At 55.2% G+C, this 26,333-nt stretch carries 22 protein-coding genes and 2 other RNA genes; 15 read left to right on the top strand and 9 right to left on the bottom strand.

Going from position 1 to position 26,333, the window contains the following annotated elements:
- Positions 1 to 181 precede the first annotated feature (181 nt).
- From acpP to F6R98_RS14105, 12 genes are all read left to right on the top strand, one after another.
- A complete protein-coding gene (acpP, locus tag F6R98_RS14160; RefSeq protein WP_153249595.1) occupies positions 182 to 415 on the top strand; it encodes an acyl carrier protein in 234 nt (77 codons plus the stop codon).
- Positions 416 to 500: 85 nt separating this feature from the next.
- Positions 501 to 1,742 (top strand): beta-ketoacyl-ACP synthase II, encoded by a 1,242-nt coding sequence (gene fabF, locus F6R98_RS14155; protein WP_153249594.1) that lies wholly within the window; start codon positions 501 to 503, stop codon positions 1,740 to 1,742.
- Between the two features lie 79 nt (positions 1,743 to 1,821).
- Positions 1,822 to 2,649: an aminodeoxychorismate lyase gene (gene pabC, locus F6R98_RS14150; RefSeq protein ID WP_194269949.1), complete on the top strand. Its 828-nt coding sequence runs from the start codon at positions 1,822 to 1,824 to the stop codon at positions 2,647 to 2,649.
- 19 nt (positions 2,650 to 2,668) lie between these two features.
- Positions 2,669 to 3,667: an endolytic transglycosylase MltG gene (gene mltG, locus F6R98_RS14145; protein WP_153249592.1), complete on the top strand. Its 999-nt coding sequence runs from the start codon at positions 2,669 to 2,671 to the stop codon at positions 3,665 to 3,667.
- The gene (tmk, locus tag F6R98_RS14140; RefSeq protein WP_153249591.1) at positions 3,660 to 4,292 is read left to right on the top strand and encodes a dTMP kinase; all 633 of its coding nucleotides are present in this window, start codon (positions 3,660 to 3,662) and stop codon (positions 4,290 to 4,292) included. Before mltG ends, tmk begins: the two co-directional genes overlap by 8 nt.
- A gap of 205 nt (positions 4,293 to 4,497) precedes the next feature.
- A complete protein-coding gene (holB, locus tag F6R98_RS14135) occupies positions 4,498 to 5,505 on the top strand; it encodes a DNA polymerase III subunit delta' (protein ID WP_153249590.1) in 1,008 nt (335 codons plus the stop codon).
- A gap of 55 nt (positions 5,506 to 5,560) precedes the next feature.
- Positions 5,561 to 5,923, top strand: a complete 363-nt coding sequence (locus tag F6R98_RS14130) for a PilZ domain-containing protein (protein ID WP_153249589.1) — start codon at positions 5,561 to 5,563, stop codon at positions 5,921 to 5,923.
- Positions 5,924 to 6,157: 234 nt separating this feature from the next.
- On the top strand, positions 6,158 to 6,946 hold the full coding sequence (locus F6R98_RS14125) for a TatD family hydrolase (RefSeq protein WP_153249588.1): 789 nt from the start codon (positions 6,158 to 6,160) through the stop codon (positions 6,944 to 6,946).
- 328 nt (positions 6,947 to 7,274) lie between these two features.
- On the top strand, positions 7,275 to 7,448 hold the full coding sequence (locus F6R98_RS14120) for a hypothetical protein (protein ID WP_153249587.1): 174 nt from the start codon (positions 7,275 to 7,277) through the stop codon (positions 7,446 to 7,448).
- A 30-nt stretch (positions 7,449 to 7,478) separates the two neighbouring features.
- A complete protein-coding gene (locus F6R98_RS14115; RefSeq protein WP_153249586.1) occupies positions 7,479 to 9,941 on the top strand; it encodes a methyl-accepting chemotaxis protein in 2,463 nt (820 codons plus the stop codon).
- A gap of 617 nt (positions 9,942 to 10,558) precedes the next feature.
- Complete coding sequence (locus tag F6R98_RS14110; RefSeq protein ID WP_153249585.1) at positions 10,559 to 12,202, top strand: methyl-accepting chemotaxis protein; 1,644 nt, start codon at positions 10,559 to 10,561, stop codon at positions 12,200 to 12,202.
- 536 nt (positions 12,203 to 12,738) lie between these two features.
- Positions 12,739 to 14,367 carry a methyl-accepting chemotaxis protein gene (locus F6R98_RS14105; RefSeq protein ID WP_153249584.1) on the top strand — a complete coding sequence of 543 codons (1,629 nt, stop codon included), beginning with the start codon at positions 12,739 to 12,741 and terminating at the stop codon, positions 14,365 to 14,367.
- 81 nt (positions 14,368 to 14,448) lie between these two features.
- Here F6R98_RS14105 and F6R98_RS14100 read toward each other — a convergent pair whose 3' ends face one another.
- The 8 genes from F6R98_RS14100 to ffs all read right to left on the bottom strand — a co-directional run bounded on the left by F6R98_RS14100 (position 14,449) and on the right by ffs (position 21,137).
- Entirely contained in the window at positions 14,449 to 14,928 is a 480-nt protein-coding gene (locus F6R98_RS14100) for an EVE domain-containing protein (protein WP_153251076.1), read from the bottom strand.
- A gap of 109 nt (positions 14,929 to 15,037) precedes the next feature.
- Positions 15,038 to 15,221: non-coding RNA, 6S RNA (ssrS, locus tag F6R98_RS14095), on the bottom strand.
- A 30-nt stretch (positions 15,222 to 15,251) separates the two neighbouring features.
- Positions 15,252 to 17,627 (bottom strand): P-type ATPase, encoded by a 2,376-nt coding sequence (locus tag F6R98_RS14090; RefSeq protein WP_153249583.1) that lies wholly within the window; start codon positions 17,625 to 17,627, stop codon positions 15,252 to 15,254.
- Positions 17,628 to 17,842: 215 nt separating this feature from the next.
- On the bottom strand, positions 17,843 to 18,187 hold the full coding sequence (locus tag F6R98_RS14085; protein ID WP_153249582.1) for a histidine triad nucleotide-binding protein: 345 nt from the start codon (positions 18,185 to 18,187) through the stop codon (positions 17,843 to 17,845).
- Positions 18,188 to 18,393: 206 nt separating this feature from the next.
- Positions 18,394 to 18,993 carry a recombination mediator RecR gene (gene recR, locus F6R98_RS14080; RefSeq protein WP_153249581.1) on the bottom strand — a complete coding sequence of 200 codons (600 nt, stop codon included), beginning with the start codon at positions 18,991 to 18,993 and terminating at the stop codon, positions 18,394 to 18,396.
- A gap of 15 nt (positions 18,994 to 19,008) precedes the next feature.
- A complete protein-coding gene (locus tag F6R98_RS14075; protein WP_153249580.1) occupies positions 19,009 to 19,332 on the bottom strand; it encodes a YbaB/EbfC family nucleoid-associated protein in 324 nt (107 codons plus the stop codon).
- A gap of 10 nt (positions 19,333 to 19,342) precedes the next feature.
- Positions 19,343 to 20,989, bottom strand: a complete 1,647-nt coding sequence (dnaX, locus tag F6R98_RS14070) for a DNA polymerase III subunit gamma/tau (protein ID WP_153249579.1) — start codon at positions 20,987 to 20,989, stop codon at positions 19,343 to 19,345.
- A 51-nt stretch (positions 20,990 to 21,040) separates the two neighbouring features.
- An RNA gene (gene ffs, locus F6R98_RS14065) (signal recognition particle sRNA small type) lies at positions 21,041 to 21,137 on the bottom strand.
- Positions 21,138 to 21,356: 219 nt separating this feature from the next.
- On the opposite strand from ffs, the gene F6R98_RS14060 reads away from it, so the two are divergent.
- The 3 genes from F6R98_RS14060 to F6R98_RS14050 are packed head-to-tail and all read left to right on the top strand — an operon-like array spanning position 21,357 to position 25,458.
- The gene (locus tag F6R98_RS14060; protein ID WP_153249578.1) at positions 21,357 to 23,504 is read left to right on the top strand and encodes a tetratricopeptide repeat protein; all 2,148 of its coding nucleotides are present in this window, start codon (positions 21,357 to 21,359) and stop codon (positions 23,502 to 23,504) included.
- Positions 23,474 to 24,220 carry a DUF3142 domain-containing protein gene (locus tag F6R98_RS14055; RefSeq protein ID WP_153249577.1) on the top strand — a complete coding sequence of 249 codons (747 nt, stop codon included), beginning with the start codon at positions 23,474 to 23,476 and terminating at the stop codon, positions 24,218 to 24,220. The genes F6R98_RS14060 and F6R98_RS14055 overlap by 31 nt, the downstream gene beginning before the upstream one ends.
- On the top strand, positions 24,217 to 25,458 hold the full coding sequence (locus tag F6R98_RS14050) for a PAS domain-containing protein (RefSeq protein WP_153249576.1): 1,242 nt from the start codon (positions 24,217 to 24,219) through the stop codon (positions 25,456 to 25,458). The genes F6R98_RS14055 and F6R98_RS14050 overlap by 4 nt, the downstream gene beginning before the upstream one ends.
- A 71-nt stretch (positions 25,459 to 25,529) precedes the next feature.
- On the opposite strand, the gene F6R98_RS14045 is transcribed toward F6R98_RS14050, so the two are convergent.
- The gene (locus F6R98_RS14045) at positions 25,530 to 25,970 is read right to left on the bottom strand and encodes a hypothetical protein (protein ID WP_153249575.1); all 441 of its coding nucleotides are present in this window, start codon (positions 25,968 to 25,970) and stop codon (positions 25,530 to 25,532) included.
- Positions 25,971 to 26,333: the final 363 nt, after the last annotated feature.

Genomic DNA, 26,333 nt, shown 5'->3' with positions numbered 1-26,333 from the left:
AAATATGGCAGAGTGTCTTTCACTATCGGCAGCGTCGTGCTATCGTACGCCTGCTCCGGGTCGGAGTACGGCGGGATTGGTCGTGTCGGTGCAGCGTGGGGAGAGCATATTGCTTCATTTCATGTAAACATCGTTTAAACTATCCGACTCATCCAAACTAAGTAACTGAGGATTTAAAACAATGAGTGACATTGCAGAGCGTGTAAAAAAAATCGTAATCGAGCAGTTGGGCGTTAAGGAAGAGGTTGCCCTTGAGGCTTCCTTTGTAGACGATCTGGGCGCAGACTCTCTGGATACGGTTGAACTCGTGATGGCTCTGGAGGAAGAATTCGAGTGCGAGATTCCCGATGAAGAAGCCGAGAAGATTACCACAGTGCAGCAGGCTATCGACTATATCGAGGCGCACCAACCGTAAGCCGTTTTGTTCTGTGCCCCGGTCGTGTGTGCAGCACACCGGGGTATTCATCGTTTGAATCTGTAAGTTGCCAGGAATTCCCTTTGTGACCAAGCGACGTGTTGTAATAACAGGGATGGGGGCTGTTTGCCCGGTAGGGCTGAATGTGCCTGATGCTTGGGATAGCGTTCTTAATGGAAAAAGCGGTATCGCTCCGATCTCGCATTTCGATGTGTCCGAGTTTGCCACGCAATTCGGGGGTTCAGTCAGAGGCTTCGATCCGACGGCCTATATAACCACGAAAGAAGCAAAAAAAATGGATACCTTTATCCATTACGGCATAGCTGCGGGTTGTCAGGCCTTTGAAGATTCGGGTATCGAAGTCACCGAAGAAAATGCCGAACGTATCGGCGTGGTAATTGGTTCCGGTATTGGCGGTATTACCGGAATAGAAGACGGACACAACGATTTTCTGAGAGGCGGTCCGCGCAAAATATCGCCGTTTTTCGTACCCAGTAATATCATCAACATGATATCGGGCAATCTTTCGGTCATGCACGGTCTCAAGGGGCCGAATTTCGCGATAGTTACCGCGTGCGCAACCGCAACCCACAGCATAGGCGATGCATATCGTTTGATTCAGTACGGCGATGCCGATGTCATGATTGCGGGCGGTGCCGAAATGGCTACTTCGCCGACGGCCTTGGGCGGGTTTGCTTCGGCGCGCGCACTTTCCCGCCGCAATGACGATCCGGTTCGCGCCAGCCGCCCCTGGGATCGCGACCGGGACGGTTTCGTACTAAGCGACGGTGCCGGTGTGCTGGTGCTGGAAGAACTGGATCACGCGGTCAGACGCAGGGCGCGTATCTATGCGGAAGTGATCGGTTACGGGATGGCGGGCGACGCTTATCATATGACCCAGCCTCCCGCGAGTGGGGAAGGCGCAGCGCGCTGCATGCGCAATGCCTTGAGAGACGCGAGGATCAACGCCGACGAGCTGGACTACATCAATGCGCACGGCACTTCGACGGCCGCCGGCGATCTGGCGGAAACGCGCGCCATCAAGGCCGTGTTGGGCGATGCCGCTTATAATACGGCAATCAGTTCAACCAAGTCGATGACGGGGCACATGCTGGGGGCTGCCGGCGGTATCGAAGCGGTTTTTTCCGCCCTTGCGTTGCGCGACCAGGTCATTCCACCTACTATCAACCTCGATAGTCCCGATCCTGAATGCGATCTGGACTATGTGCCGCATACGGCGCGGCAAGCATGTCTGGATGTTGTCATGTCCAATTCCTTCGGTTTTGGCGGAACCAATGGCACCCTGATTTTCAGGCGTTTTGTCTGATCGCAGATCGCGGAGGATGACAGGATGTTGGGTTACGGTACGCTAACCCAATCTACGAGATCGTAGTGGGAATATCCGAGTGGCCGATCAATATCTTGCCTTTGTCAATGGAGTCCCCGAAAGCAAAATAGCGCTGACTGACCGAGGGTTTCAATATGGCGACGGCATATTTACCACCTTGCCGGTTATTCGGGAACAGCCTGTTCTGCTGGGGCGGCACATTGCGCGCTTGCAGCGCGATTGCGCGCGATTATCGATTTCTTTTCCCGACGAGCATGTTTTAAGGAGGGAAATAGAAACTATCTGCCGGCAGTCGTCCGATAGCGTGCTCAAAATCATGTTGACCCGGGGCAGCGGGGGGCGCGGATACCGCCCGCCATTGCCCGGCGCTACAACGCGGGTGCTGACCACGCATCCGCTGCCAAATTATCCGGAAGCATACAGACAAACAGGCATCCGGCTTGCCAGATCGGAAATCAACTTGGCGATCAACCCCGTTCTTGCCGGTATCAAGCATATGAACCGCCTGGAGCAGATTCTTGCGCGTTCGGCCTGCAGCGATCCGGATATCCAGGAAATCCTGATGCTGGATGTGGAGGATTATGTGGTAGAGGCGGGTATGAGTAATATATTTGCGGTGCGCGATAAACTATTGCAGACGCCGCTGTTGGACCGTTGCGGCGTTTCGGGCGTGATGCGCGCCCATGTAATCGATATTGCCCAGGCTATGGGATTGCGTGTAGAAGAAACAAGAATGCGTGTGGAATCCATACAGCAGGCCGAAGAAGTTTTTTTAACCAACAGCCTGTTTCCTATATGGCCGGTGCGCTGCTTCGAATCGCGCCGCTATGATTCCTGGCCGGTAACGCGGCTGCTGCTGGATAGCATGCCGGAATGGCGATTCTGATGACTGAGCGGATTCGTGCATGAGATGGTTGGTTTTTGTCGCATTGACGGTTTTGACGTTATCTATTGTCATATTGGTAGCGGATTATTATCAAAAACTGGATGAGCCGCTGCAAGAACAGCATCCATCCGTTTTTCAAATCCGTCAGGGCGAAGATGTCGTTACTGTTGCAGCTCATCTTTTCCGGCAAGGCGTGGTCGCGAATCCTGTCGGATTTACAGCGCAACTGTTTTTGAGCGGTCAATACAGGTCCCTCAAGTACGGCAGTTATACGCTGGCCGATACCATGACTTACCGGGAGTTATCCTCGTTATTGGTTCAAGGGAAAGCGACATCCTGCAAGGTTACCCTGATTGAAGGCTGGACTTTCCGCCAGTTTCTCGATGCGGTGCAGAACACGCATCAATTAACGCATGGACTTGCCGGAAAAGGCGACGATGAAATCATGACCCTGGTAGGGGCGGCGCAGGAAGCTCCGGAAGGGCGCTTTTATCCCGATACTTACTACTGTGCGCCGGGAATGAGCGACCTGGATGTGCTTAAACGGGCCTGGCGCAGAATGAATATGATGCTGGATCGCGAATGGCAGCAACGCGACATCGATATTCCACTGTTCAGTCCCTACAAAGCACTGATTATGGCCTCTCTGATTGAAAAGGAAACCGCTGCCGCCTATGAACGCGAACAGATCGCCGGCGTGTTTACGCGCAGACTGTTGCTGGGCATGAGGCTGCAAACCGATCCAACGGTGATATACGGCATGGGCGCCGCTTATCAGGGTAATATCCGTAAACAGGATTTAATACAGGATACGCCCTACAATACTTACGTGCATGACGGTTTGCCGCCCACGCCTATTGCCATGCCGGGACGAGAATCCCTGCATGCAGCGGTTCATCCCGCTGCCGGGATTAGTCTGTATTTCGTGTCGCGCGGCAACGGCACTCATCTATTTTCGGATACGCTGGAAGCGCATCAACAGGCGGTAGAACAGTATCAATTGAACCAACATGACTAACACAAACAATCGGAACAGAGCCAGGTTTATTACCCTGGAAGGCGGTGAGGGTGTTGGAAAATCGAGCAATCTGGCCTTTGTTCAGAACTGGTTGAACCAGCAGGGCATACGCGCGGTGACTACACGCGAACCCGGCGGAACCGAGGCCGGAGAAAAAGTGCGCGCGCTTTTTCTGGGGGATGAAGCGCTGACTCCGCTGACCGAGTTATTGTTGATGTTTGCCGCGCGCGCGGAGCATATTTCGCGAGTGATTCTGCCCGCGCTGAATAAAGGCGTCTGGGTGGTGAGCGACCGCTTTTGCGACGCCAGCTATGCCTATCAGGGAGGAGGGCGCGGCATTGAGACGGAATTTATCGCCGCTTTGGAGCAGCGCGTGTTGCAGGGGTTGCAACCGGATTTGACCTTGCTGCTGGACGCACCGGTTGAGGTTGGCATGGCGCGTGCTCGTCGGCGTCAGAAGATAGATCGTATGGAGTCGGAAAATCATGCTTTTTTTGAGAACGTGCGCACGGCTTATTTGCAGCGCGCGGCGCAGAGCCTGGGGCGTATAAGGATCATTGATGCGACTCTGCCTCTGGAGGGCGTGCAGCAGCAGATCGCAGCCGCACTTAAGACGATAATTTAACCGCGACCCGGTGGGACGTTAAGGATATGGTAAAAAATAACTTCCCGAATCAACCACCCACCCCGTTTGCCCTGAATCAATCGAAAGGCCGTTCATGGTTCGACAAGGCTCTCCTGAGTGGTGTCGAAGGGCCCTTCCAGCCGCATTCGCGGCGCTACACGCCCACGAACGGGAAAGTTATTCCAGGCCATGTCCTGAACGCATCATGACAAGCAGCAGCCTTGATTTTAAACTTGATGAACTACCGTGGCTGCTTCCGCCCTGGCGGCAGCTGGGACGTTATCTGCAAAGCGGAGTCCTGCCGCAAGCCTTGTTGTTGACCGGTCCTTTAGACGCAGGCACCGGTATTCTGGCGCATTTTTTTACGCGCCGCTTGCTATGCCATCAGCCTGTCGGCGATCAGGCCTGCGGAATTTGTTCATCCTGCAAGTTATTCGACGCGGGCAATCACCCGGACGCAATAATGCTTGTTCCCGAGGAGCCGGGTAAATCCATACTGATAGACCAGGTGCGCGCCTTGATTGCCACGCTGTCGTTGAAACCGCAGTATGGAGCTCATCGGGTCGTGACTATCGCTCCCGCAGATAAACTGAATCGCGCTGCAGCGAACGGCCTGTTGAAAACGCTGGAAGAGCCTGATGCGCGCACGATGTTGCTGCTGTTGACGCATATCCCCGCCTCGCTGCAGGCGACTATACGCAGCCGATGCCAATCGCTGACTGTTGACAACCCCGGTCATAAGCAAACGGCGGATTGGTTGAAGCCGAGGCTTGCGAATCCAGGCGAATCCGATATGCTGATCGCCATGGCAGGAGGTGCTCCGTTACGCGCGCTGGAATTGGCGGGGAGCGAATTGCCCGGGTTGCGTTTGCGTTTTTTCAAGGCATGGCAGGCCGTGCTGCTAAAAAAAGCCGATCCGCTGCAATGCGCGGAACAGTGGCAAAAAACGCCGTGTGAAACCTTGTTGGAATGGCTGAGAAGCTGGGTTGCCGATCTGGTGCGCTTGTCCATGGCTGCCGATTCCGCTGTTATCGACAACTCCGATTTAATTCATGAGCTGAGTGCTTTGTCGTCGGGCTTGAATTTGAAAGCTTTGTTCCGGTTCTATGAATATCTGGGAGGCGCATTGCTATCCTTGACCGGACAGGCCAACCGCCAATTGGTTTTGGAAGAAGCGCTTATACTCGGCGCAAGGCTCCCTGAGCGTCCTTGAATAAAGTGGCTTCCCTTGCCCGGGATAAACTGTTCAGAAATGATGTAAATTTTTCATGACTTATAATCACGTTGTTCCTGAAAGAAAAATTGATATCACCATTCCTGATGGCAAAATGCTGGCACAGGCGTGGATGCCTTTCGTAAAAAACGGCGGCTTATTCGTGCCTACGCAGAATGAAGCGCGGCTGGGCGAATGGCTGGTGCTGGCCGTTACGCTGCCGGATGCGGCACAGCCGATCAGGGTATTGGGGCATATAGTCTGGCTGAGCCGTTCCGGCGCCGATAACGGTATGCCCGCAGGTTGGGGAATACAGTTCAGCGAGCGGGATAACGGACAAACCCGGCGCCGTATCGAAGAAAGTTTACAGCGTCTGGCCCCCTCAATTTCTGACGTGACAACGACTTTTACAATGTAGTCGTAACGACTCAGCGTAGCGGTTGGAGAGGATGCGAGGCAAGTCAGGCGCGACCGGTAGCGGGTCTGCAAAGCCACAGCCGAGCTGCCATGGCTTGTTCTGAGCGTAGCCGAAGGGACGGACTTGCAGCGTGGTTACAAACCGACTCCCTTCTCGGCGTGTCTCGACAGCCTTACCCCGGCACCAACCTGGTTGACTGAATAATTATTCCGGATATTAAATAATCGACTCAATATGCTCATAGATTCGCACTGCCACCTGGATCGCCTTGATCTGACTCCTTACGAACGCAGTTTCGAGCGATTTGTTACCGCAACCCGCGCTCATGGCATACGGCACATGCTATGCGTATCGATAAGCCTCGAAGCGTACCGGCCGATGCTGGAATTGGTAGAGAACTATACGGATATTTCGGTGTCGGTCGGGGTGCATCCCAATGAAACCGAATGCCGCGAACCCGATGCAGATACGCTGTTAACGTTGGCGCAGCACCCAAAAGTCGTCGCCATAGGCGAAACCGGGCTGGATTATTTTCGTAGCGAGGGCGATCCCGCATGGCAGCAAGAACGCTTTAGAACACATATTCGTGCGGCTTTGGCATGCGGAAAGCCGTTGATTATACATACGCGCGAAGCGAGGCAAGACACCTTGCGCATACTCAGGGAGGAGGGTGCCGAAGCAGTCGGCGGTGTGCTGCATTGTTTCACCGAAGATAGCGAAACCGCGCGCGCGGCGCTGGATCTGAATTTTTATATATCCTTTTCCGGTATTATTACCTTCAGGAATGCGGAGCAGATACGGGAAGTGGCGCGCTGGGTGCCATCGGACCGTTATCTGGTGGAAACCGATTCGCCTTACCTGGCGCCGCTGCCGCATAGAGGCAAGCCGAACTATCCCTACTACGTGCGGCAGGTGGCGGAATGTCTCGCCCAGGTGCGTGATGTTTCACCTCAGCAGGTGGCGGAAGAGACGACATCCAATTATCAGCGCTTGTTCGGCGGGGCCGGCGGAGTTCTGCTTTAATTACAGCTAACTGTTCAGCTCGAAAGCACTCTACGGAAAACGCATCATGGAAAGCGACTGTGCGATGTAATCCTCGAATGAAACAACTTTGCAGGAGCGGGGTTTAGCCCGCGGTCGCCCTCTTTCGCGGGCTAAACCCCGCTCCTGCATTGATATACAACGTTAGCGGAACAAACATGGTCGTCTACAGCGGAGATACTCCTATATGGGTTATATCTGGTAGTATAAACCTCGCTTACAATGCGGAATAATGCTGTTGTAGAGCAAGTTCTGCAGCGACACATATTGGAAGGTACGGTATTTAGTGTTGCCCACAGGCGGCGTTGCCATGAAAATGATTTTTAATTGCCGCTCACGCTTGTTTCCTGTGCCGGGCTATCTTCCGTCCGACTCAGGCTTTGCCCGGCATCAAGCGTACGGCGCTGATGCTTTGGCGATATTAGTCTGTTTCAACTCATTCACCACCGCCGGTATCGAGTTGCATACGGCTCTGGTTTTTTAGTCTACGTTATCCCCCTGTCGAGGAATCTTTATGCTGAAGAACACGAGTCTGATAACCAAGTTATTGCTGTCGTTCGGAACGGTTTTACTGTTTACCGCACTGATTTTGGGTATAGCATTCTATAATCTGTCGGCCATGAACAACACCACTCGCGTTATTACGCAGGAAGCCTTTCCGCAGGTGGCGGCTCTGGATATCGTTTCGATACGCACATTCGATAATGGACGACAGTTACGCAATCTGTTCCTGACCACAGATCCTGCCGAGTTAGACAAATCGATAAAAAAAGCGGAGGAAAATAGAGATCTTAACGCCAAGGATATGGAAAAACTGGGCAGCTTGCTGAGCTCGGATGAGGCGCGCCGCCTGTTCAAGGCCGTCAGTGATCGCCGTGCTGAAATGGTGGCGCTTTACGAGCGTGTTTTTGCATTGGCGCGCGATAAGACCCAGCGCGATCAGGGTATCGAGTTTTTGCTGAAAACCTTTGCACCGGCCAATAACGCTTTCGTCGCTGCCTTGAAGGACATGAGCCAGTATGAAGCAGAGCAGATGCGCGCGTTGACGGCCGGCGCAGAGCAAAAATATCTGTCGGCGCGTAACTGGATGGGTCTATTCGGTGTCGTCGCGTTGCTGGTCAGTATAGGGATCACATGGGTGCTGACGCGCTCTATTTTCGGTCAGTTGGGTGGCGAGCCTGCGCAAGCGACGGAAATAGCGAACAGAATTGCGGCAGGCGATCTGAACGTCGCAATAGCGATCAAGGCGGGCGACACCGGCAGCCTGATGGCCGCAATGAAAAACATGGCGGATACCTTGAAGCGGGTGCTGGCCGACACCGATGAACTTATCAACGCGGCTGCGGCCGGTAATCTTGATAAACGGGCCGATGCAAACAAATACCAGGGCGATTTCCGCAAGCTGGTGCAGGGCGTAAACGGCACGGTGACCAACATTTCCGAACCGCTCAAGGTCACATCCGGCTATATCGACCGGATAGCCAAAGGCGATATCCCGCCGGCCATTACCACCGACTACAAGGGCGAATACCTGGTCATTCGCGACAACCTCAACGGCCTGATAAAAACCGCGAACGGCTTGCTGACGCAGACCGCTATCCTGATTCAGGGCGCGGCCGATGGCGAGTTGAATAAACGCGCCAACGCCGAACTGTTTTCGGGGGGGTGGAAAAAACTGGTGACCGGCGTAAATGATACCGTGATCAATATCGCCGAACCATTGAAAGTCACTTCCGGCTACATTGATCAGATCGCCAAAGGCGATATCCCTCCGGCCATTACCACCGATTACAAGGGCGAATATCGCGTCATCCGCGACAACCTCAACGGCCTGATAAAAACCGCGAACGGCCTGCTGACGCAGACCGGCATTCTGATCCAGGGCGCGGCGAATGGCGAACTGGATAAACGCGCCAACGCCGAACTGTTTCAGGGCGGCTGGAACCAGCTGGTCAGTGGCATCAACCAGACTCTGGACGGCATCATCCTGCCGGTCAACGAGGCGGTGGCTGTGCTTGCCGAACTGGAACAAGGCGATCTCACTCAATCGGTCAAAGGTGAATACAAGGGGCAGCTCAAGACGTTCAAGGATAGCGTCAACAATACCGTGGACAAGCTGGCGCATACCATTTCCCAGGTGATGGAAGCGACCGAAGCGTTATCGGAAGCGACCGGCGAAGTCAGCGCTACCGCGCAGAGTCTGTCGCAAGGCGCCAGCGAACAGGCGGCGAGTGTGGAAGAAACCAGCGCTGCGGTCGAACAAATGAGCGCTTCGGTGGTGCAAAACGCTGAAAACGCCAAAGTGACCGACGGCATGGCCGCCAAGACCGCCAAGGAAGCGGAAGAAGGCGGCGCAGCGGTGACATTGACCGTTGCGGCGATGAAAAGCATAGCCGGTAAAATCCACATTATCGACGACATCGCCTATCAGACCAACCTGCTGGCGCTGAATGCCGCTATAGAAGCCGCGCGGGCCGGAGAGCACGGCAAAGGTTTCGCCGTGGTTGCGGCGGAAGTGCGGAAACTGGCGGAACGCAGCCAGGTGGCGGCGCAGGAGATCGGCGAGCTGGCCGGCAGCAGCGTGGAAATGGCGGAAAAGGCCGGACATTTGCTGAGCGAAATCGTGCCGAGTATCGCTAAAACTTCGGATCTGGTGCAGGAAATCGCCGCTGCTTCGGATGAACAAACTTCCGGCGTCAATCAGATCAACAACGCGATGGAGCAGCTTAATCAGATTACCCAGCAGAGCGCCAGCGCTTCCGAACAACTGGCGGCGACCGCTGAAGAAATGAGCGGACAGGCCGAACAGCTGCAGGGGCTGATGAGTTTTTTCACCGTGCATCATCATGGCGCGACGTCTGAAGCGACGCGGAGCGGTCATGCGCTGCAAGCACAAAGCCGAGCTGGCAAAAACAAGCATACGGCGCGCGTTGCTGACCCACGGGATTTAGATGAAAGCGGATTCGTGCGTTTCTAGTTGCATGGCTCTTGACTCCGGTTTCCACGATGGCACTGACGAGGTTCTCTTTTGTTATCCATCATAACTCATTGATATAACGGTTCTGTTTTTCCTTGCAACCTCAACAGAACCTGGTGTGGTGATGGCGCTCGCCTGGAACTGTGCGGGAGCGGGGGTAATTCCTGGCCCTATCGTGATCTAAAATTTTATTCCCTGTTTGATCGGCATTTGGTACAGGAATTATCTGGTATTTTGGAAAGTATGCGCCTGTACTGACTTCAAAAAGTAAAAAAACAGGCTTTTTTGCTTGGTGACGGGTTTCCCGTGCTGCAAAACTCAGGCTATAGATTGGGTCAGACAGTGAGTGGCCCTCGCACCCGCGCCTGTTAATTGCCTGCTATTCCCCCCTCTCCCGCCACTCCACAATGCGGCCTCTTCGCCGTCCCGGCGCTAGTCCATACCATTCGTAGGGAAATCCTTCCAATCGGCCAGGTTCTCAGCGCATGTTAATTCAGCCGCGCCCTATAGCGCGCCACTCCGAATGCGTTCAACATACGCCTATTGATCGAAAGATCCAATGAGGCGCGGTACAGAAAACTTCTATGCCGTTAGCCTTTTAAAAAGGAGTGAGTGCGATGTTGAAGCATATGAGTTTACTAAGCAAACTGTTGCTGTCGTTCGGAACGGTGCTGCTGTTTACAGCGTTGATTATAGGCCAAGGGCTTTATAGCTTGTCCGGCATGAATAGCATCACTCGCGCGATCACGCTGGAAGCCTATCCGCAAATAGCGATTGTGAACAATATAGCGCTGCGCACGTTCGATAACGGCCGGCAATTGCGAGGGCTGTTCATGGTCAGTGATCCGGCTGATTTCGAAGCGGCGTTGAGAAAAATACAGGTAAACCGTGATCTGAACGGAAAAGACATGGAGGAGCTCGAGCATTTGCTGAATACGGAAGAAGCGCGCCGGCTGTACAAGGTATTGATCGATGACAGTGTCGGGGTAGCGCCGCTTTACGAAAAAACCTTTGAGATCGCGCGCGACAAAGATGCGCGGGAACAGGGCATGGAGTTTCTGCTGAAAACGTTTGCGCCGGCCAATAACGTTTTCGTTGCGGCGTTGAACGACATGGCCCAGTATCAGGCGGCGCAGATGAGCGCTCTGACCGCCGGTGCGCAACGCAATTACATCACGGCGCGAAACTGGATGGACGCGCTCGGCGTGTTCGCCGTGCTGGCCAGCATTTTGGTTGTATGGGCGCTGGCGCGCGAGATTTTCCGTCAACTGGGCGGCGACCCGGCACGGGTGCAACAGGTTGCGGACGCGGTGGCTGCAGGCGATCTGACGCTTAATATCGAACTGCGCGCCGGCGATACCGTAAGTTCGCTGGCGGCGATCAAGCGCATGGTGGATAATTTGCACCACACTATCGCCCAGGTCGGAGAGACAATCTTGGCATTGTCGCAAGCCGCCGGAGAGATCAGCGGCACTGCTCTGGCCTTGTCGCAGAGCGCGAGCGAGCAGGCGGCCAGCGTCGAGCAGACCAGCGAGGCGGTGGAGCAAACCAGCGCGTCCGTTTTACAAAACGCGGAAAATGCGCGGGTTACCGATGCGATGGCCACCAAAGCCGCCCAGGAAGCGAGCGAAGGCGGCTGCGCCGTCACGCAAACGATGGATGCGATGAAAAGTATTGCTCACAAAATCGGCATCATCGACGAAATCGCCTATCAAACCAATTTGCTGGCGCTTAACGCCGCCATTGAAGCTGCGCGCGCCGGCGAGCACGGCAAGGGGTTTGCCGTGGTTGCGGCGGAAGTGCGCAAACTGGCCGAACGCAGCCAGATCGCCGCGCAGGAAATCGGCACGCTGGCGGGAAGCAGCGTCGATCTGGCGGAAAAGGCCGGAACGCTGCTCAATCACATTGTGCCGAGCATCGCCAAGACCTCCGAGCTGGTACAGGAGATCGCTTCGGCCTCGGAGGAGCAAACCACCGGCATCAACCAGATCAACAATGCCGTCACCCACCTTAACCAGATTACTCAGCAAAGCGCCAGCGCATCCGAACAATTGGCGGCGACTGCGGAAGAAATGAACGGTCAAGCCGAGCAGCTGCAGGATTTGATGCGTTTTTTCAAGTTGAGGGGGGAAATGGTGCAAAGAAATAGCGCAGTTCAGCCTGGTAAAAGCACGCGCAAGGCGCATGGCCCGCGTCCCGCCGTCAAAAAGGCATGCCGGACTGCCGCAGTTTTCGACGAAGGTGAGTTTGTTCGCTTTTGAATGGTTTGTGTTACGGTTTCCAAAATATTATGAAAGCTAAACATACGGCAAACTACCACCGAGTTCGATCAAACCAGTTTTGCAGGCGGCTGTTTGACCCTTGGCGGTACCGGCGCGATGGCTGCGGGCAATCTGTTCGTTATCGTCTTCTTCAGAGTTACCTTTAATGCATTGATTTTAATGGTAACTGATGCCGGCATGGATTGCCGGTATCCAGCCGACAAGGACATTATCCGAAGCCCCGGGGTCCGGCGTCCCCCCGGATCAAGTCCGGGACAGGCTCTGCCGGAACGACGGGTATATGTTTCTTCGGTTTTTCTGTCGGGAGGGAATCGGGCAGATTGCATAACCCGTTTGGGTATATGCAAGCGAATGGTCCCCGCTTAAAATGCCTTGACGGTTATTGTTGCGAACAAATAATAGCGCGGCATGTTGCGGTTGTTTTCATTATTCCACCCGGCAGTGCGCATTTTCTGACAGGTGGAATTCTTTTAATCCTCGAAATTTGTTGATTTAATCCTTACGGGAGTTAAGCCATGACTGTTGCGCAACGCTTGTATCTGCTGATTTTTTCCTCCGTCCTGGGTCTAGCCGGATTGGTTTGGGTGGGCTATAACCAGATTGAGACGGTTTTTACCTCCGCCAATTACGCCAACATCAACACGGTGCCCTCGCTGGTGGTGATAGACGACTTGCGCAGGCATATCCTGCGTACGCGCATCGGCCTGAACCGCCATGTTCTGAACACCGACGAATCCAAGATGGCGGAAATCGAAACTGCGCTCAAAGATAATATCCAGGGCGTTAAAAATGCGTTGAAAAATTACGAGCCGCTGATTAGCGACGACAAGGACAAAAAATTGCTGGATCTGGAAAAGACGTTGTTTACGCAGTACGAATCGGATATAGAGCCTATCCTGTCCGAGTCGCGTCAGAACCATAACGACAAGGCGCGCGATCTGATCGCGAAGAACATCCCTCTTGCCGATAAGTTGGGGGCGGTTGTAAACGATCACATGAACTACAACGTAGAATTGGGCAATAAAGGCGCCGCTGACGCCGTTGCCGCTAAAAGCTATGCCGTCAAATTATTTGTTATAATCGCGGCACTGGCTCTGTTAATGATTAGCGTCATGGGCTGGCTGATTGTACGCAATCTGACGCGCGCATTGGGCGGCGAACCGGCGTTGATGCAGGAATTGGCCACTAAAGTGGCTGCCGGCGATTTGACTCAGGATATTAACGTGCGTGCAGGCGATACGGTCAGCGCCATGGCGGCGATGAAACGCATGGTGGATAACTTGAGGCAGACCATTTCCCAGGTAGGCGAGGCGACGGATGCGCTGTCGCAGGCATCCGAACAGGTTAGCGAGACGGCGCAAAGCCTGGCGAGAGGCGCGAGCGAGCAGGCCGCGAGCGTCGAGCAAACCAGCAGTTCAATGGAGCAAATGAGCTCATCGGTGATGCAGAATGCAGAAAACGCCAAAGTTACCGACGGCATTGCCAACAAGGCCGCCAAGGAGGCGGAAGAAGGCGGCGGAGCCGTTACGGCAACTGTTGCAGCGATGAAAACCATCGCCGGCAAGATTAACATCATTGATGAAATTGCTTATCAAACCAACCTGCTTGCGCTTAACGCAGCCATCGAAGCGGCGCGCGCCGGTGAACACGGCAAAGGCTTTGCCGTGGTTGCCGCGGAAGTACGCAAACTGGCGGAGCGCAGCCAGGTAGCTTCGCAGGAAATCGGCGCACTGGCTATCAGTAGCGTGGAGATGGCGGAAAAGGCCGGATGCTTGCTGAACGAAATCGTGCCGAGCATTGCCAAAACTTCCGATCTGGTACAGGAAATCGCATCCGCATGTGACGAGCAAACGGCTGGAGCAAATCAAATCAACGATGCGGTGTCTCACTTGAATCAGAACACGCAGTTAAGCGCAAGCGCTGCCGAAGAACTCGCGGCGACAGCGGAAGAAATGAGCGCGCAGGCCGAACAGTTAAATGAACTGATAGGTTTCTTCACCGTGGACCTCAATAAAGGGCGGCAAACCGGGATTGGCAGCAAACGCCATATGGAGCCGAAAAGTCTGGTCAATAATGCCCAGAAGGGGTGCGGCACCGCATCACATGCCATTGACGACGCTGAATTCGTACACTTTGACAGTTAACCGATCGTATCCGATAAAAAGCATTAGGATCAAAGCGGCGCTCCATCCGTCTTGACTGCAAGTAATTGCGCCGTTCGATAATCAACCGCGCTGCGTTATGGTTTCTAAAGCTTCGATAAACGCCCAATGTCGGGCGTCGACCGCCATTACCGATAAGCGGTTGCCTTTCCGCAGCAATGCAAAGCCGTCCAGCGCGCTTGCGTGCGTTTTGAGTTCCGCCAGTGAAATTATGCGTTGCAACCGGCGCACAAATTGTACGTCCACCATCAGCCAGCGCGGATTTTCCGGAGAACTGCCGGGGTCGTAGTGTTTATGCACAGGGTCGAAGGCGGTGTGGTCCGGGTAGGCCTCTCGTGCGATGCGCACGATTCCGGCGATGCCGGGTATCTCGCAGTTGGAATGGTAGAAAAACACCGGGTCTCCAACCTTCATTTGATCGCGCATCATGTTGCGCGCCTGATAGTTTCTTACGCCATCCCACGGCTCGATTTGTCCGGGGCGGCTGATCAAGTCGTCCAGGCTGAAGGCGCCGGGTTCGGTTTTCATAAGCCAGAAATTCATTGCGGCCTTGTGATCGGAGTACGGCATGGAACCGGATTCCTTGTTCTACCGGTATTTTCGGGGTAGCAGGCTTGAAATCGTAACCTGTTTGCCGGTTTGATGAGTGGGAGGCATTCCCGCATGCGCCGTTATGCTCCTTCGCCCTTGAACCGATGGTTCAGGTGGGAGACACGAAAGGCGAATCAGACTTTCCGCTCAGGGGCGGACCTGCACACATCGCCGGACGGTATCTCCCGGGGTAATTAATTAGGCTCAAGAAAAAACCCAGAGCATATCGAACGCTGCAGGAAATGCCGATGCATTCTACCCTAATCCACCGATATTTACAGTGAGTTTGGAAATTTTTGCTGCAGATTTCGCAACGCCTGCTGACGGACCTGCACTACCGAAAGATTTCCCAGGATGCCGGAGGTCAGACCGTTCAAAACGCCGCCAAAGCCTCCTGCGACGCATAACAGATTGAACAGCATTCCCGAACGGAAGGTTTTTTTCAGGCGCTGTCCACTGTTGCGATCCAGATTGAACAACTCGATTAGCGGAACCAGCTCGTTGCCCAACAGACTGCCGGAAGAAGCATCGTCTTTCAGTTGAGCCGCTTCAACCAGGCTTACGCTGGCGTGCGTGACTTCGAGAATATCGGCTGTCTGCGGGCCATGTCCGATGTACAGCGGTTTTTTGCCGCGACGTTGCAAACCGCTTAAAAAAAGCAGGGTTTGTTGATGGTTCAGCTCTCCGCTATGACCGTCAACGCCTAATTGTTGCGCGAGTTGCGCTGTCCGGGCTTCCGAGTCTTCTGAAACCAGAAAAACATACAGACCCAAGGTCCTCAGTTCCTGCACGACGCTGGCCGCCAGTGGACGAGGTTCGGTGTCGAAGTGCAGCGTGGCAATGTTTTGGCCGTCGATGTCGACGGCGAGCGAAGGCGGTTTCGAGCCGGCGTGCCGTAGATTGCGCAAGGTGATATTCTGGGTATCTGCTGCTACGGTGACGCTGTCTTTATCCAGATCCAGCAGTCTCGGTTGTTTGACTGTTAGTTGCTGCGCGAAGCAGGTCGCCAGCAGGGCCGCAGTGCGGGCATCGCCCAGGTACAGCGCGGCGCCGGCGACATTGCGCAGCAGCGAGGCATGTTCGGTTTGCGAGGTTTCCAGACTGGATAATTTAAGACCGCAGGCACGCAATGCCGGTTGATCCTGTAACACGACAAAATCGATTTTTTCCATGTAGCCGAGCAGGTCAGGATCGCGCACCACCAATCCCTGTTTCAGGGCTTGCCCGATGTCTTCGAGCGTGGCCAGCGGGACTGCGGTATGCGCATCGCTGTACCAGTCCTGGTGCAGAATTGCGCCGACTACAAATAAGCTTCCCGTCGCCAGTCCCAGGCCCGCGGCCGCCAGGATGGGCGGTACGGCCCGGTCCGAAAGTTCGACCGCTTTATGATGCACGCCGGGAGCGCTTTGCAGCTTACGGGTAGTTTCAATAACCGTGCCGGCCACATGCGCAGCATGCGTCCGGCTTCCTTGCGCCTGGACGGAAATATCCAGCTTGCCATGGTAGATATGGCTGCCGGCGTAAACAGGGTCGCCGCGTTCCTTGCGCACCAGTCCGGATATGCCGGTAATGGCGCGCTCGTTGACCAGCGCAACGCCGCTTTTAATCTGACCGTCCACCGGCAATATTTCACCGCTTTCCATGGAAAGCGTTTGTCCCGGGTTTATCAGCGCTACCGGGCGACTGACTTCTATGCCTTCAGACGTGGTAAAGCTGATTTCACGCGGTATAGGCAATACGCTTTCCAGCATGCGTCGGCTCTGGCTGCTTAAATCCTTGCGCCAGCGGCGCTCCCAGTAGTGCCAGCACCAGTCGGTGACTGCAAACGCCAGAACCTGCCCGCTGGCAACCGAACAGGCCAGTAATGCCGTCATCCAGAGCGGTGTTCCCAGTTTGCCGCGACTGAGCTGAGCGACGGCATTACGCATGGTCCCCAGGTTACCGGCTATGATCAGCCCCGCGCAGAGCGGGGTCGCCGGTGGGAATGCGAAAACGCCGAGGGTGGCCAATCCCAGTGATGTATTGACCGTGGTGAATCGGATCGGATCGGCAATCACCACCGGGAAGTCGACGCTTGCGTCGGATAGCGGCGATTCCAGAATCCGTATCAGGCTGTCGATGCCGGCGCGTTTTACATCGTAGGCGATGCGTAAATGGCCGGTGGACGGATTGGCGTGGACTTCATGAACCACGCCGGGTTGCGATGAGCGCAGGCTGGTTTCGATCTGTACTGCCAGCGTGGAATTGCCGGCCAGTTGCGGATGAAAAAACTTGGCACGGCCATTGTAATGACGTATCAGTTTCCAGCTGGAAAGCGTCGAGCCGTGGCGGTATATCGCCAATGGATTTTTTCCGGTTCGCAACGGCAACTGCGTTTCCGGCAGCATATCTCCCTGACCGGTGCTTGCCCGGCTGAGCCGTTGCAGAAATTCGCCATGGCTGTCCAGTCCGGTTTTGAAACGTATTTCCAGTGTGCCGAAACCGGCTCCCAGCCGATCCGACGCCAGCCGGATTTGGGTAACTTCCGGTAGAGCCATGACCCGTTGCGCGTAACGGCGCAACATATCCTCCGGGTCCGTCCCGGGGCCATTTGGCAGACTTACAGCGACACGGTCGCGCCAGATACGAACATCAGCCTGTTTTTCGGCCATCTTGATAAAAACCTCGGTGAATTATGGAATAGTGCCGGCACTCAAAACGCCAAGCATATCGTCAGACATTCTAGAATCAGATTGTTACAGCTTCAAGAATTGTGTTTGCTATGCTCCTAGGTTTGGCCCGGTCCGGGGTATGCTCCATCGCCGTTTTTTCGGCAAATTTAATGCGAAAGCGATTTTCTGTAATTGTTCGGGCGTGATCAACCTGACTAGCCTGGCGGCCAATGCAGGTGACGTCCGCCCATGACATGCAGATGCAGGTGAAAAACCTCCTGTCCTGCATCGGCGCGGCAATTAATCACCGTGCGAAAGCCCTTTTCGGCGATATCGGTATGGCGGGCGACCTTTTGCGCGGCAAGCACGAGTTCGCCCGCCAGCAGGCAATCATCTCCACTCAAATCGTCCAGTGTCGCAATGTGCCGTTTCGGTATTATCAGCACATGTACCGGCGCGCGCGGTCGTACATCGTGGAACGCCAGCAGCCGTTCGTTTTCAAAAACAATATCAGCCTTGATTTCAGCGGCGACTATTTTGCAAAAAATACAATCCGACATGATGTTTTGCTCCTTAAATTTGGTATTGCTATTGTCCACGGAATACACGAAAAGCACGAAAATACTACACAATATTATTATCTTAACTGTTATTTTTGGACAGCTGTCGTTGCTGTCTGCACAGATCTTGATGCATTCCTTCCGCTCTCTGGCCGTTCAGTACTCAAGTCTTCCCCGTACCAACTGCCCATTCCCATTGTCGAAAATTACGTGAGTTGTCTGCGCCCGTTGAACGCATGTGCGAGCGTGGTGCCGTCGACATATTCCAGCTCGCCGCCGTAAGGCACGCCATAAGCGATACGAGAAGTCTTGATGCCGTGCTGCTTCGCCATTTCCGCAATGAAATGGGCGGTCGCTTCGCCTTCAACCGTGGTATTGGTGGCAAGTATCAATTCCTCAACCACGCCCTGGGCCAGACGCTGTTCCAGCAAATCCAGCCGCAATTCTTCTGGCCCTATGCCGTCCAGCGGAGAGAGGCGCCCGTTAAGCACAAAAAAACGGCCCTTGAAACCGGTGGACTGTTCCAGTGCAAAAACTTCGGCGGGAGATTCCACAATGCAGAGCAGGCTGTCGTCGCGTGTGCCGTCCGAACAGGAACGGCAAATTTCATGCTCGGTCAGCGTCCTGCATAGCCTGCATAGCCCGATATGCTCGACGGCACCCAGCAGGGCTTCCGCCAGCAGGCGCGCGCCTTCGCGGTTATGCTGCAGCAGATGCAGGCTCATGCGTTGCGCTGATTTGGGTCCGACGCCTGGCAGGCAGCGCAGGGCCTGTATCAGTTGAGTCAGCCGTCCGCTGTTGCGCATGGCGGGCCGCTGCGCTCAGAACGGCAGTTTAAGTCCTGCGGGCAGTTCGAAGCCGCCCGCAAGTCCGGAGAGTTTTTCTTCCTTCAATTTACTGACTTTACGCATGCCGTCGTTTAGCGCGGCGATTATCAGGTCTTCCAACACTTCCTTGTCATCGGTGAGCAGGCTGTCGTCGATGCGCAGGTTGAGTATTTCACGTTTGCCGTTCAGGGTCAGTTTAATCAGGCCGCCGCCGGATTCTGCCGCAATTTGGGTTGCCGCCAGTTCTTCCTGGGCTTTCTTCAGGTTTTCCTGCATGTTTTGAGCTTGCTGCATCAAATTGGCAAGTGGATTTTTCATATGGTTTTCTCTATGCGATGGGTTTGGTTGAACCTGGAATAATGCGGGCGTTCAAGCGATCTATAAGCTGCCGGACATTGCCGTCTTCCGCAATGGCCAGTTCGGCGTCCTGCTGCCGTGCTTGTTGATGGTTGGCTATTTGCGTCGCCGGCGTGTCGTGCTGCGGCGGTTCGACAAGGATCTGCAGTTTGATCGCGCGTTGATAATAACTGCCGAGCCTGCGCTCAAGTTGCGCCTCCAATGACGGGGTCCGGCAATGCGCAAAGCCGGGATCGAGCGCCAGTATCATCTGGTTTTCGCTCAGGCTTTTAAGTGTGCAGTTCCGCGCCAGTTGTTGGGTCAGACCGCTCAATTCCATTGCTTGTATGGCATGCGCCCAATCGTCGTACGCGACTGGGCGAGACGCGGGGGCAGGCGCGTCCGCGTCCGTTTTGCCCATTTCCGATGAGGGCGCTGCCGTTTCGCGTACGGCATGAACCGTATTCGTCACAAGCGCCGCGGACTTACCCAAAGCGGCTGAGGCTGCCGGTTTTGAAGGCGCCGGCCGCCCAGGCGCGTTTTCCGTATTTTGCGCATGCGCCGGACGGAACGCCAGCATGCGCAGCATGGTCATTTCGAAACCGCCGCGAGGATTATGGGCGAGAGGCAAATCGCGCTGTCCGTGTAATGCAATCTGGTAATAGAGCTGCAGGTCTTCGGCGCTGACCCGCTTAGCCAGCAACTGAATATGTTCGGCATCGTCGTCGTGATGTACCGATTCCGGCGCCCATTGCGCAAGCGCCGCATGGTGCAGCACGGTCAGCAGGTTTTGCAGGACATCCAGATAATTGGGGGTCATGATCGCTAGGCCGGCGATGCGCGCCAGCAGGCCGGCGGCATCGCCGTCTGCCAGGGCGTTGAGCAGGTCGAACACATGGGTGCGCGCGACAGTGCCGAGCATCAGGTTGACCGATGTTTCGTCGAGACAGCCGCCGCCATGCGCAATGGCCTGATCCAGCAGGCTGAGGCCGTCGCGCATGCTGCCGTCGGCAGTGCGCGCCAGAGCGTGCAGCGCGTTCTGCTCGAAAGGGATGCGCTCCGCAGTCAGGATCATGCTCATTTGATGGCGGATTTGGTCCGCAGTCAGGTGCTTGAGGTTGAATTGCAGGCAGCGTGAAAGCACCGTAACCGGAATTTTTTGCGGGTCGGTCGTAGCCAGCAAAAACTTGACGTGGGGCGGAGGCTCTTCCAGGGTTTTCAATAGCGCGTTGAAGCTGTGGCCGGACAGCATATGCACTTCATCGATCAGGTAGACTTTGTATCGCCCCTGATTGGGCGCGTACTGAACGTTATCCAGCAAGTCCCGCGTGTCCTCAACTCGCGTCCGCGAGGCGGCGTCGACTTCCAGCAGATCGACGAAACGGCCTTCATCGACTTCCCGGCAGATCAGGCATTCGCCGCAGGGATTGAAGCCGTGGAGATTATCGCAGTTGATTGCTTTGGCCAGAATGCGCGCAAGCGTGGTTTTTCCGACGCCGCGTGTGCCGGTGAAAAGATAGGCGTGATGCATGCGTCCAGTCAGCAAGGCATGGGTCAGCGCTTTGACAACGTGCTCCTGGCCTACGATCTGGTCAAAATTGCGGGGACGCCACTTGCGGGCAAGTGCCTGATAAACCATGGGCTCCACTATGCTGGAGAATCGTTCTGGGCGTATATTTAGGGTGGCAAGTCGGGAAAGCCACACCCCGGCACACGAGTCCACTACTACCGTTGCTCCCTTCCGGGCCTGGCGGGGTTCATAGCGTATCATTGCGAGGGAACCCACTCGACTCGCCATAGTAACTGGCTGTTGATTGACTTACTTCCAATCAACTCAGACAGCTAGTATAGCGTCGCGGCGCCAAGGTTTCAAGGCAAATTAAACGAGCCATTGCAATACAGGGCGATATCCGCGGCGTGATTACCGGTATTACTTGTCTGTGCGGGATCGATTCGGCTATTGTTAGCCCCTGTGTTCATTTATTACGAGATCTAAGGACAAGCGTATGAATCGTTCCGGCAAAATTCTGATGTTTTTTCTTGCGCTTGCCGCCCAGCAGACGCACGCGTCCGGCGATGGCTGCGATCTGTGGTGCGGCGAATATCCCAACGCCTACTTTATAACGCCGGCCAATGACAGCCGCGGAAATTTGGGGCTGGTGCTGGAGGATCAGGGTATCGTGCATTACGCGCCCAAGGCCGTTCCGTTTCACTACGACGAATTTGCCGGTGCGCCAGGCGCCGGCGAGCCGGCGACGCAGAACCCAAACGACTTCGCTTCATTGGCGGCCGGTTTGGGCGTCGCCGCCAATAGCGTTCAGGAGGCCGGTGCTCGTCTGGCTGGCGAGCATTTTGGCCGTTGTCTGACCGACAACGCGCAAGCGGTAGACAGCCTGCTGAAATCACTGCAGAGTAGTAACCTGCCGATCCAGGATAAAACGCTGCTGGCCGGCGAGCGCCTGCGTTTTGCCGGCTTGTGCGAAAAATCGCTGGAAGTTTATAAACCGCTTCAGGTTTCCGATGCGGCTAAACCTTACGCGCGCTATCTGGAAGCGGCTGCGGCCTTTTATGCCGGCCAATACGACAGGGCTGCGGCGTTATTTCAGTCGCTGTCTGCGGATGCGAAACCGGGATGGGTACAGGAAACTTCGCTGTACATGCTTGGACGCGTGGCGCTGAACCATGCGCAGGTGCGCTATGACGGTTGGAGCGAGCTGAATGCCGAGACTATCGACCGGACAGCTTTGGGGAAAGCCGCTTCGGCTTTCAATGCTTATCTTAAGGCGTTTCCTCAGGGACGTTATGCCGATTCGGCCAAAGGCTTGTTTAGAAAGATACACTGGCTGTCGGCGGACGGCGCGGCCTTGACCGCCGATTATCAGGCCTGGGCGACGAAGATCAGGCCAGGGGTTGCCGGTCAGGCCTTGCTTGACTTTATCAACGAAACCGAATCAAAGTCCAATCCGGTCAACGCTCCTGTCGATGCGTTATGGTCAGCGCCGTTACTGGCGATGCAGCACATTACCGCTTCCTGGCGGCCGGGCGATGACGGGGCGCTGCAACAAAAGACTCTGGTCGGCGTTGATGCGGTCAATGCGCATCGCAGCCAGTTCGCCGATGCCGGACTCGAAGCTTTGTGGTCTTATCTGGCGCTGGCGCATCGCTATTGGGTTGCCGGGGATTACGACGGCGTGATACAGCAGACGGCCGCGGATGCCGCCACCGGCAAACTTTCCAATATCGCATACAGCCGCAGAACATTGCGCGGGCTGGCGCTGACGGCGTTGCAACGCTGGCCGGAAGCGGAAGCGCACTGGCAATCCCTGTTGAAAACGGTCGAGCATCCGGGACAGAAAATTCAGACGCAATGGCTATTGGCTTTGACCTGGAGCCAGCAGGGCCGCCTTGATGATATCTACGCCAGGGATAGCACTGCCGGCAATAGCGATATCCGGGATTATTTCATCCATGCGGGCAAACCGGAACTGCTGGAGTCACTGCTGAAACGCGAGGATTTGCCGTCGCATAGCCGATCGCTGGCCTATTTTACGTTGATGAATCAATTCGTCCGTCACCGCGATTTCAAGGCGGCTTCCGCTATTTTGTCGGCGCATCCGGCCAGCGGGTATGCGTTGGCGCGCGACATGCTGGCGCCGCTGGCGTGGGCGGGGCAGAAAGGTGAATATGCGTGTCCGTCATTCAGCGAGCTGCTGGCGGCCATACAGCAAACTCCGGCGGCGGCGCAACGGCTCAACTGCATGGGCGATTTTTCACGAACGCAGAATTGGGATTACTCTCTCGATGTGATTGCCGATGAGAATGTCTCGGATGAGCCGCGTCATCGCTGGCATGATCTTGCCGACTACGGTTTGCCGTTCAAGAATAAGCCGGTCGATGCCTTTGGCGATAAATCCGGGCGCAAAATATACAGCAGCCTCGATTACTACATGGATGTCATTAATCAGAGCGGCAAGGTAGCGTCTGAGGATATGGCCTATGCCCTGCATCGCGCCATGAGCTGTTTCGCGTCGTCCGGCAACAATCATTGCGGCGATCAGAATATACCCAAGGAACAGCGCGGGGCCTGGTTTAAACGGCTCAAGTCCGAATTCAAGGATAGCCGTTGGGCAAAAGAACAAAAGTATTACTGGTAAGCGGGCTGATTATATCGTTGTCATGCCTGGGTATATGGGATTGGCGCGACAGCGCCCCGGTTGCTGCGGTTGACTACTGGGCCTGGCGCCCGAACGTGCATTTGGCGCGGGTATTGCCCGATGCCGGGACGCTTTACCTGCTGGAAGGGGAATTGTTGCAACGCGGCGATTCGATACGTTTTCAACGGCGCGGTTTTCCGCCGTCTGTCGCGTCCGCGCATCCGATCGTGATGGTCTACCGGCTCGAAGTGATGCAATGGCCGGATAGTTTGCAACGGCAAATCCGGCAGGATATCGAGGCGTTCGCAGCCAGGGGCAATCGCGTTTGGGGCATTCAACTGGATTTTGACGCCGCTACTGCACGGCTCGGTTCCTATGGCGCACTACTGCGGCAGGTCAGGGCGGCTCTGCCGCCGCAATACCGGCTGAGCGTGACCGGGCTGATGGACTGGGCCAGCCAGGGCCGGCTGGAAGATTTGAACGCCTTGGAGGGAGTGGTGAGCGAAGTGGTGTTCCAAACCTATCAAGGCGCGAGTCCGATTCAGGGTCACCGGCGCTATCTGCAGCGCCTGTCGCAACGAAAGCTGACCGTGCCGTTCAAAATCGGTTTGATCGAGCATGGCGATTACGACGCGGATGCCTTGGCAGCGGTAAGTCGGCATCCGTACTATCGCGGGACGGTGGTGTTTTTGTTGCCGGAAAGGAGAGTGCAGTGACTGATTTAAAAGCTATATTGCCTGGTATGGAGAAATGCGGCTTGCAGGAGAGCGATAAGCGATTGCAAAACCTGGGTGACAGTCTGCTTGATAGTTATCTCTATGAAGCCATTTGTGAACATGGAGGTTTAAAGTTTCTGTTCGTTTCATCCGGTGTAGAACGTATTAATGGCGTCAAGGCTGAGGATGTAATCAATGACGCCTCGGTGCTGCTCGACCAGATAGACAGTGCTCAACGGTCAGTTTATCTCGAGGCTGCGGCGGCAAGTCTACGCGATTTGACCTCTTTTGAAATGGATTTACGTATGAATAGCGCCGGAGGAGAGTGGCGCTGGGTTCATCTGGTTCGCTCTTGTCCGCGCAGCCTGGAAAACGGCCGGTTTATCGTGGACGGCATTGTAACGGATATCACGAACCGGCGTTTGTTCGAGACCGAGATCAGTCGGCTCGCTCAAGCCGTGGAGCAGAATCCTACAGGAATTTTAATTGCCGATTTGCATGGGGTTTTGTTGTTTGCCAATCAGTCCTATAGCCGTATTACCGGCTACCAGTTTGCTGAAGCTTACGGCAAGACGCAACGAGAGCTGATTTCTACGGAAATGTCGGATGAAGAGTTTAACGCGATTAAAGGAAGCTTAAACGCAGGCAGGTCCTGGAGCGGGGTGCTGGGTAACCGTCATAAAAACGGACAGTTTTTCTGGCAGCAGTCGAACGTGTCTCCGATGTACGACGATAGCGGACAAATTTCGAGCTATCTCTATCTTTGCACGGATGTAACCAAGAGCAAATTGTTGGAGATTGCCTTGCGCGATGCAAAAGATTACGCGGAAAACCTGGTTCAAACGGCGAATGCGATTGTAATCGGCGTTGATATTGGCGGCCGGGTTATTACTTTCAACCGGGCCGCCGAAAGAATTACCGGTTACAAGGCAGAGGATCTGGAGGGGCGTAACTGGTTCGAAGTAATCGTTCCGAAAGAACTTTACCCGGAGGTTTGGACGAAACTGGATGGAAGGTTGACTGATATCTATAGTAACGGATTTGATGCCGATGCGGACAGTTGGCCGGAATTCGACCAATTGCTTGCCGGCGGGCTGCCCACGCATTTCGAATGCCCTATCCTGACAAAATCGGGAGGGGAGCGCTACATCGTCTGGCAAAGTAATAATGTTTTCGAGCAAGGTCAAATCGTCGGCATGATCTCGTTTGGTATCGATATCAGCGAGCATAAAAAATGAGAGGCGTAAGCCGGCTTGCGAGCAGTTTGGCGCCGCAACCAAACCGGTCATGGCGCAAGCCTCGCCCTCTATCATGCAAACGCGTGCGCCACGCCCGGTTTCCCTCTCCCTCCGGGCATGGGTATCGACAAATCTCCCATCGCCTTTCCTGGAATTTCAAACCTTCGAGGAAAGGCAAAGTCGGCGAAGGCTTGCGATTCCTCAATGGAATATTCATTCAAGACGCCCCATAGGCTGAAGCGCTTGAACAGAGCATCCAGCAAAGCGGGCGCGATGATCGGGCGCATTCGCTTCGTTTGCCGTCCCGATAAACGCACCAAAAACTCCCGCGTGCGCACCGTCTGTTCACCGGTTTCCCGCATCGGCCGCCAAGCCAGTACGCACGCCTGCGTGGCAATGAGGACGCGCTTGAATAACGCCGGTCCGGTTTCCTGTTCCAGCATTCCAACTGATGCCCCGCTGCCTTGAGCAGTTTGAAGAACGATTCTATCTGCCGGCGATAGTTGTACCACAAGGCAATCCGCTCTGCCGGAACAGATAACTCCGCGTTGGTCGGCAGATACCATTCCGCGAGGAGCTTGCCTTCCTGGTCCCGTATCCGGCCAGCCACCCAGCGGGCGGCTAAGGGTGGCCCGGAATGGCTGTTACCCGTTGGCCTTGGGCGTCTTTTCCTTTGGGGCGGGCGGGACGGGTGACAACCCCTTCGGCACTGGCCAGCCATTGTTCTCCCGTCCGACCTTTGCAATCCACTTCACGCACCTGCTCGAACACCAGCTGCCGGGCTGCCTCCGCAACGCTATGGGCCCGATTTTCAAAGTGAACTTTTGATCCGCCCCTGATCCGTACCCGCCATCTTTGCCCGGCTGGGTTCCATT

Source organism: Candidatus Methylospira mobilis, from assembly GCF_009498235.1.
GTDB classification, from domain to species: domain Bacteria; phylum Pseudomonadota; class Gammaproteobacteria; order Methylococcales; family Methylococcaceae; genus Methylospira; species Methylospira mobilis.
The sequence above is the reverse complement of the archived record's forward strand: the minus strand, read 5'-3'. Positions and strand labels throughout refer to the sequence as shown.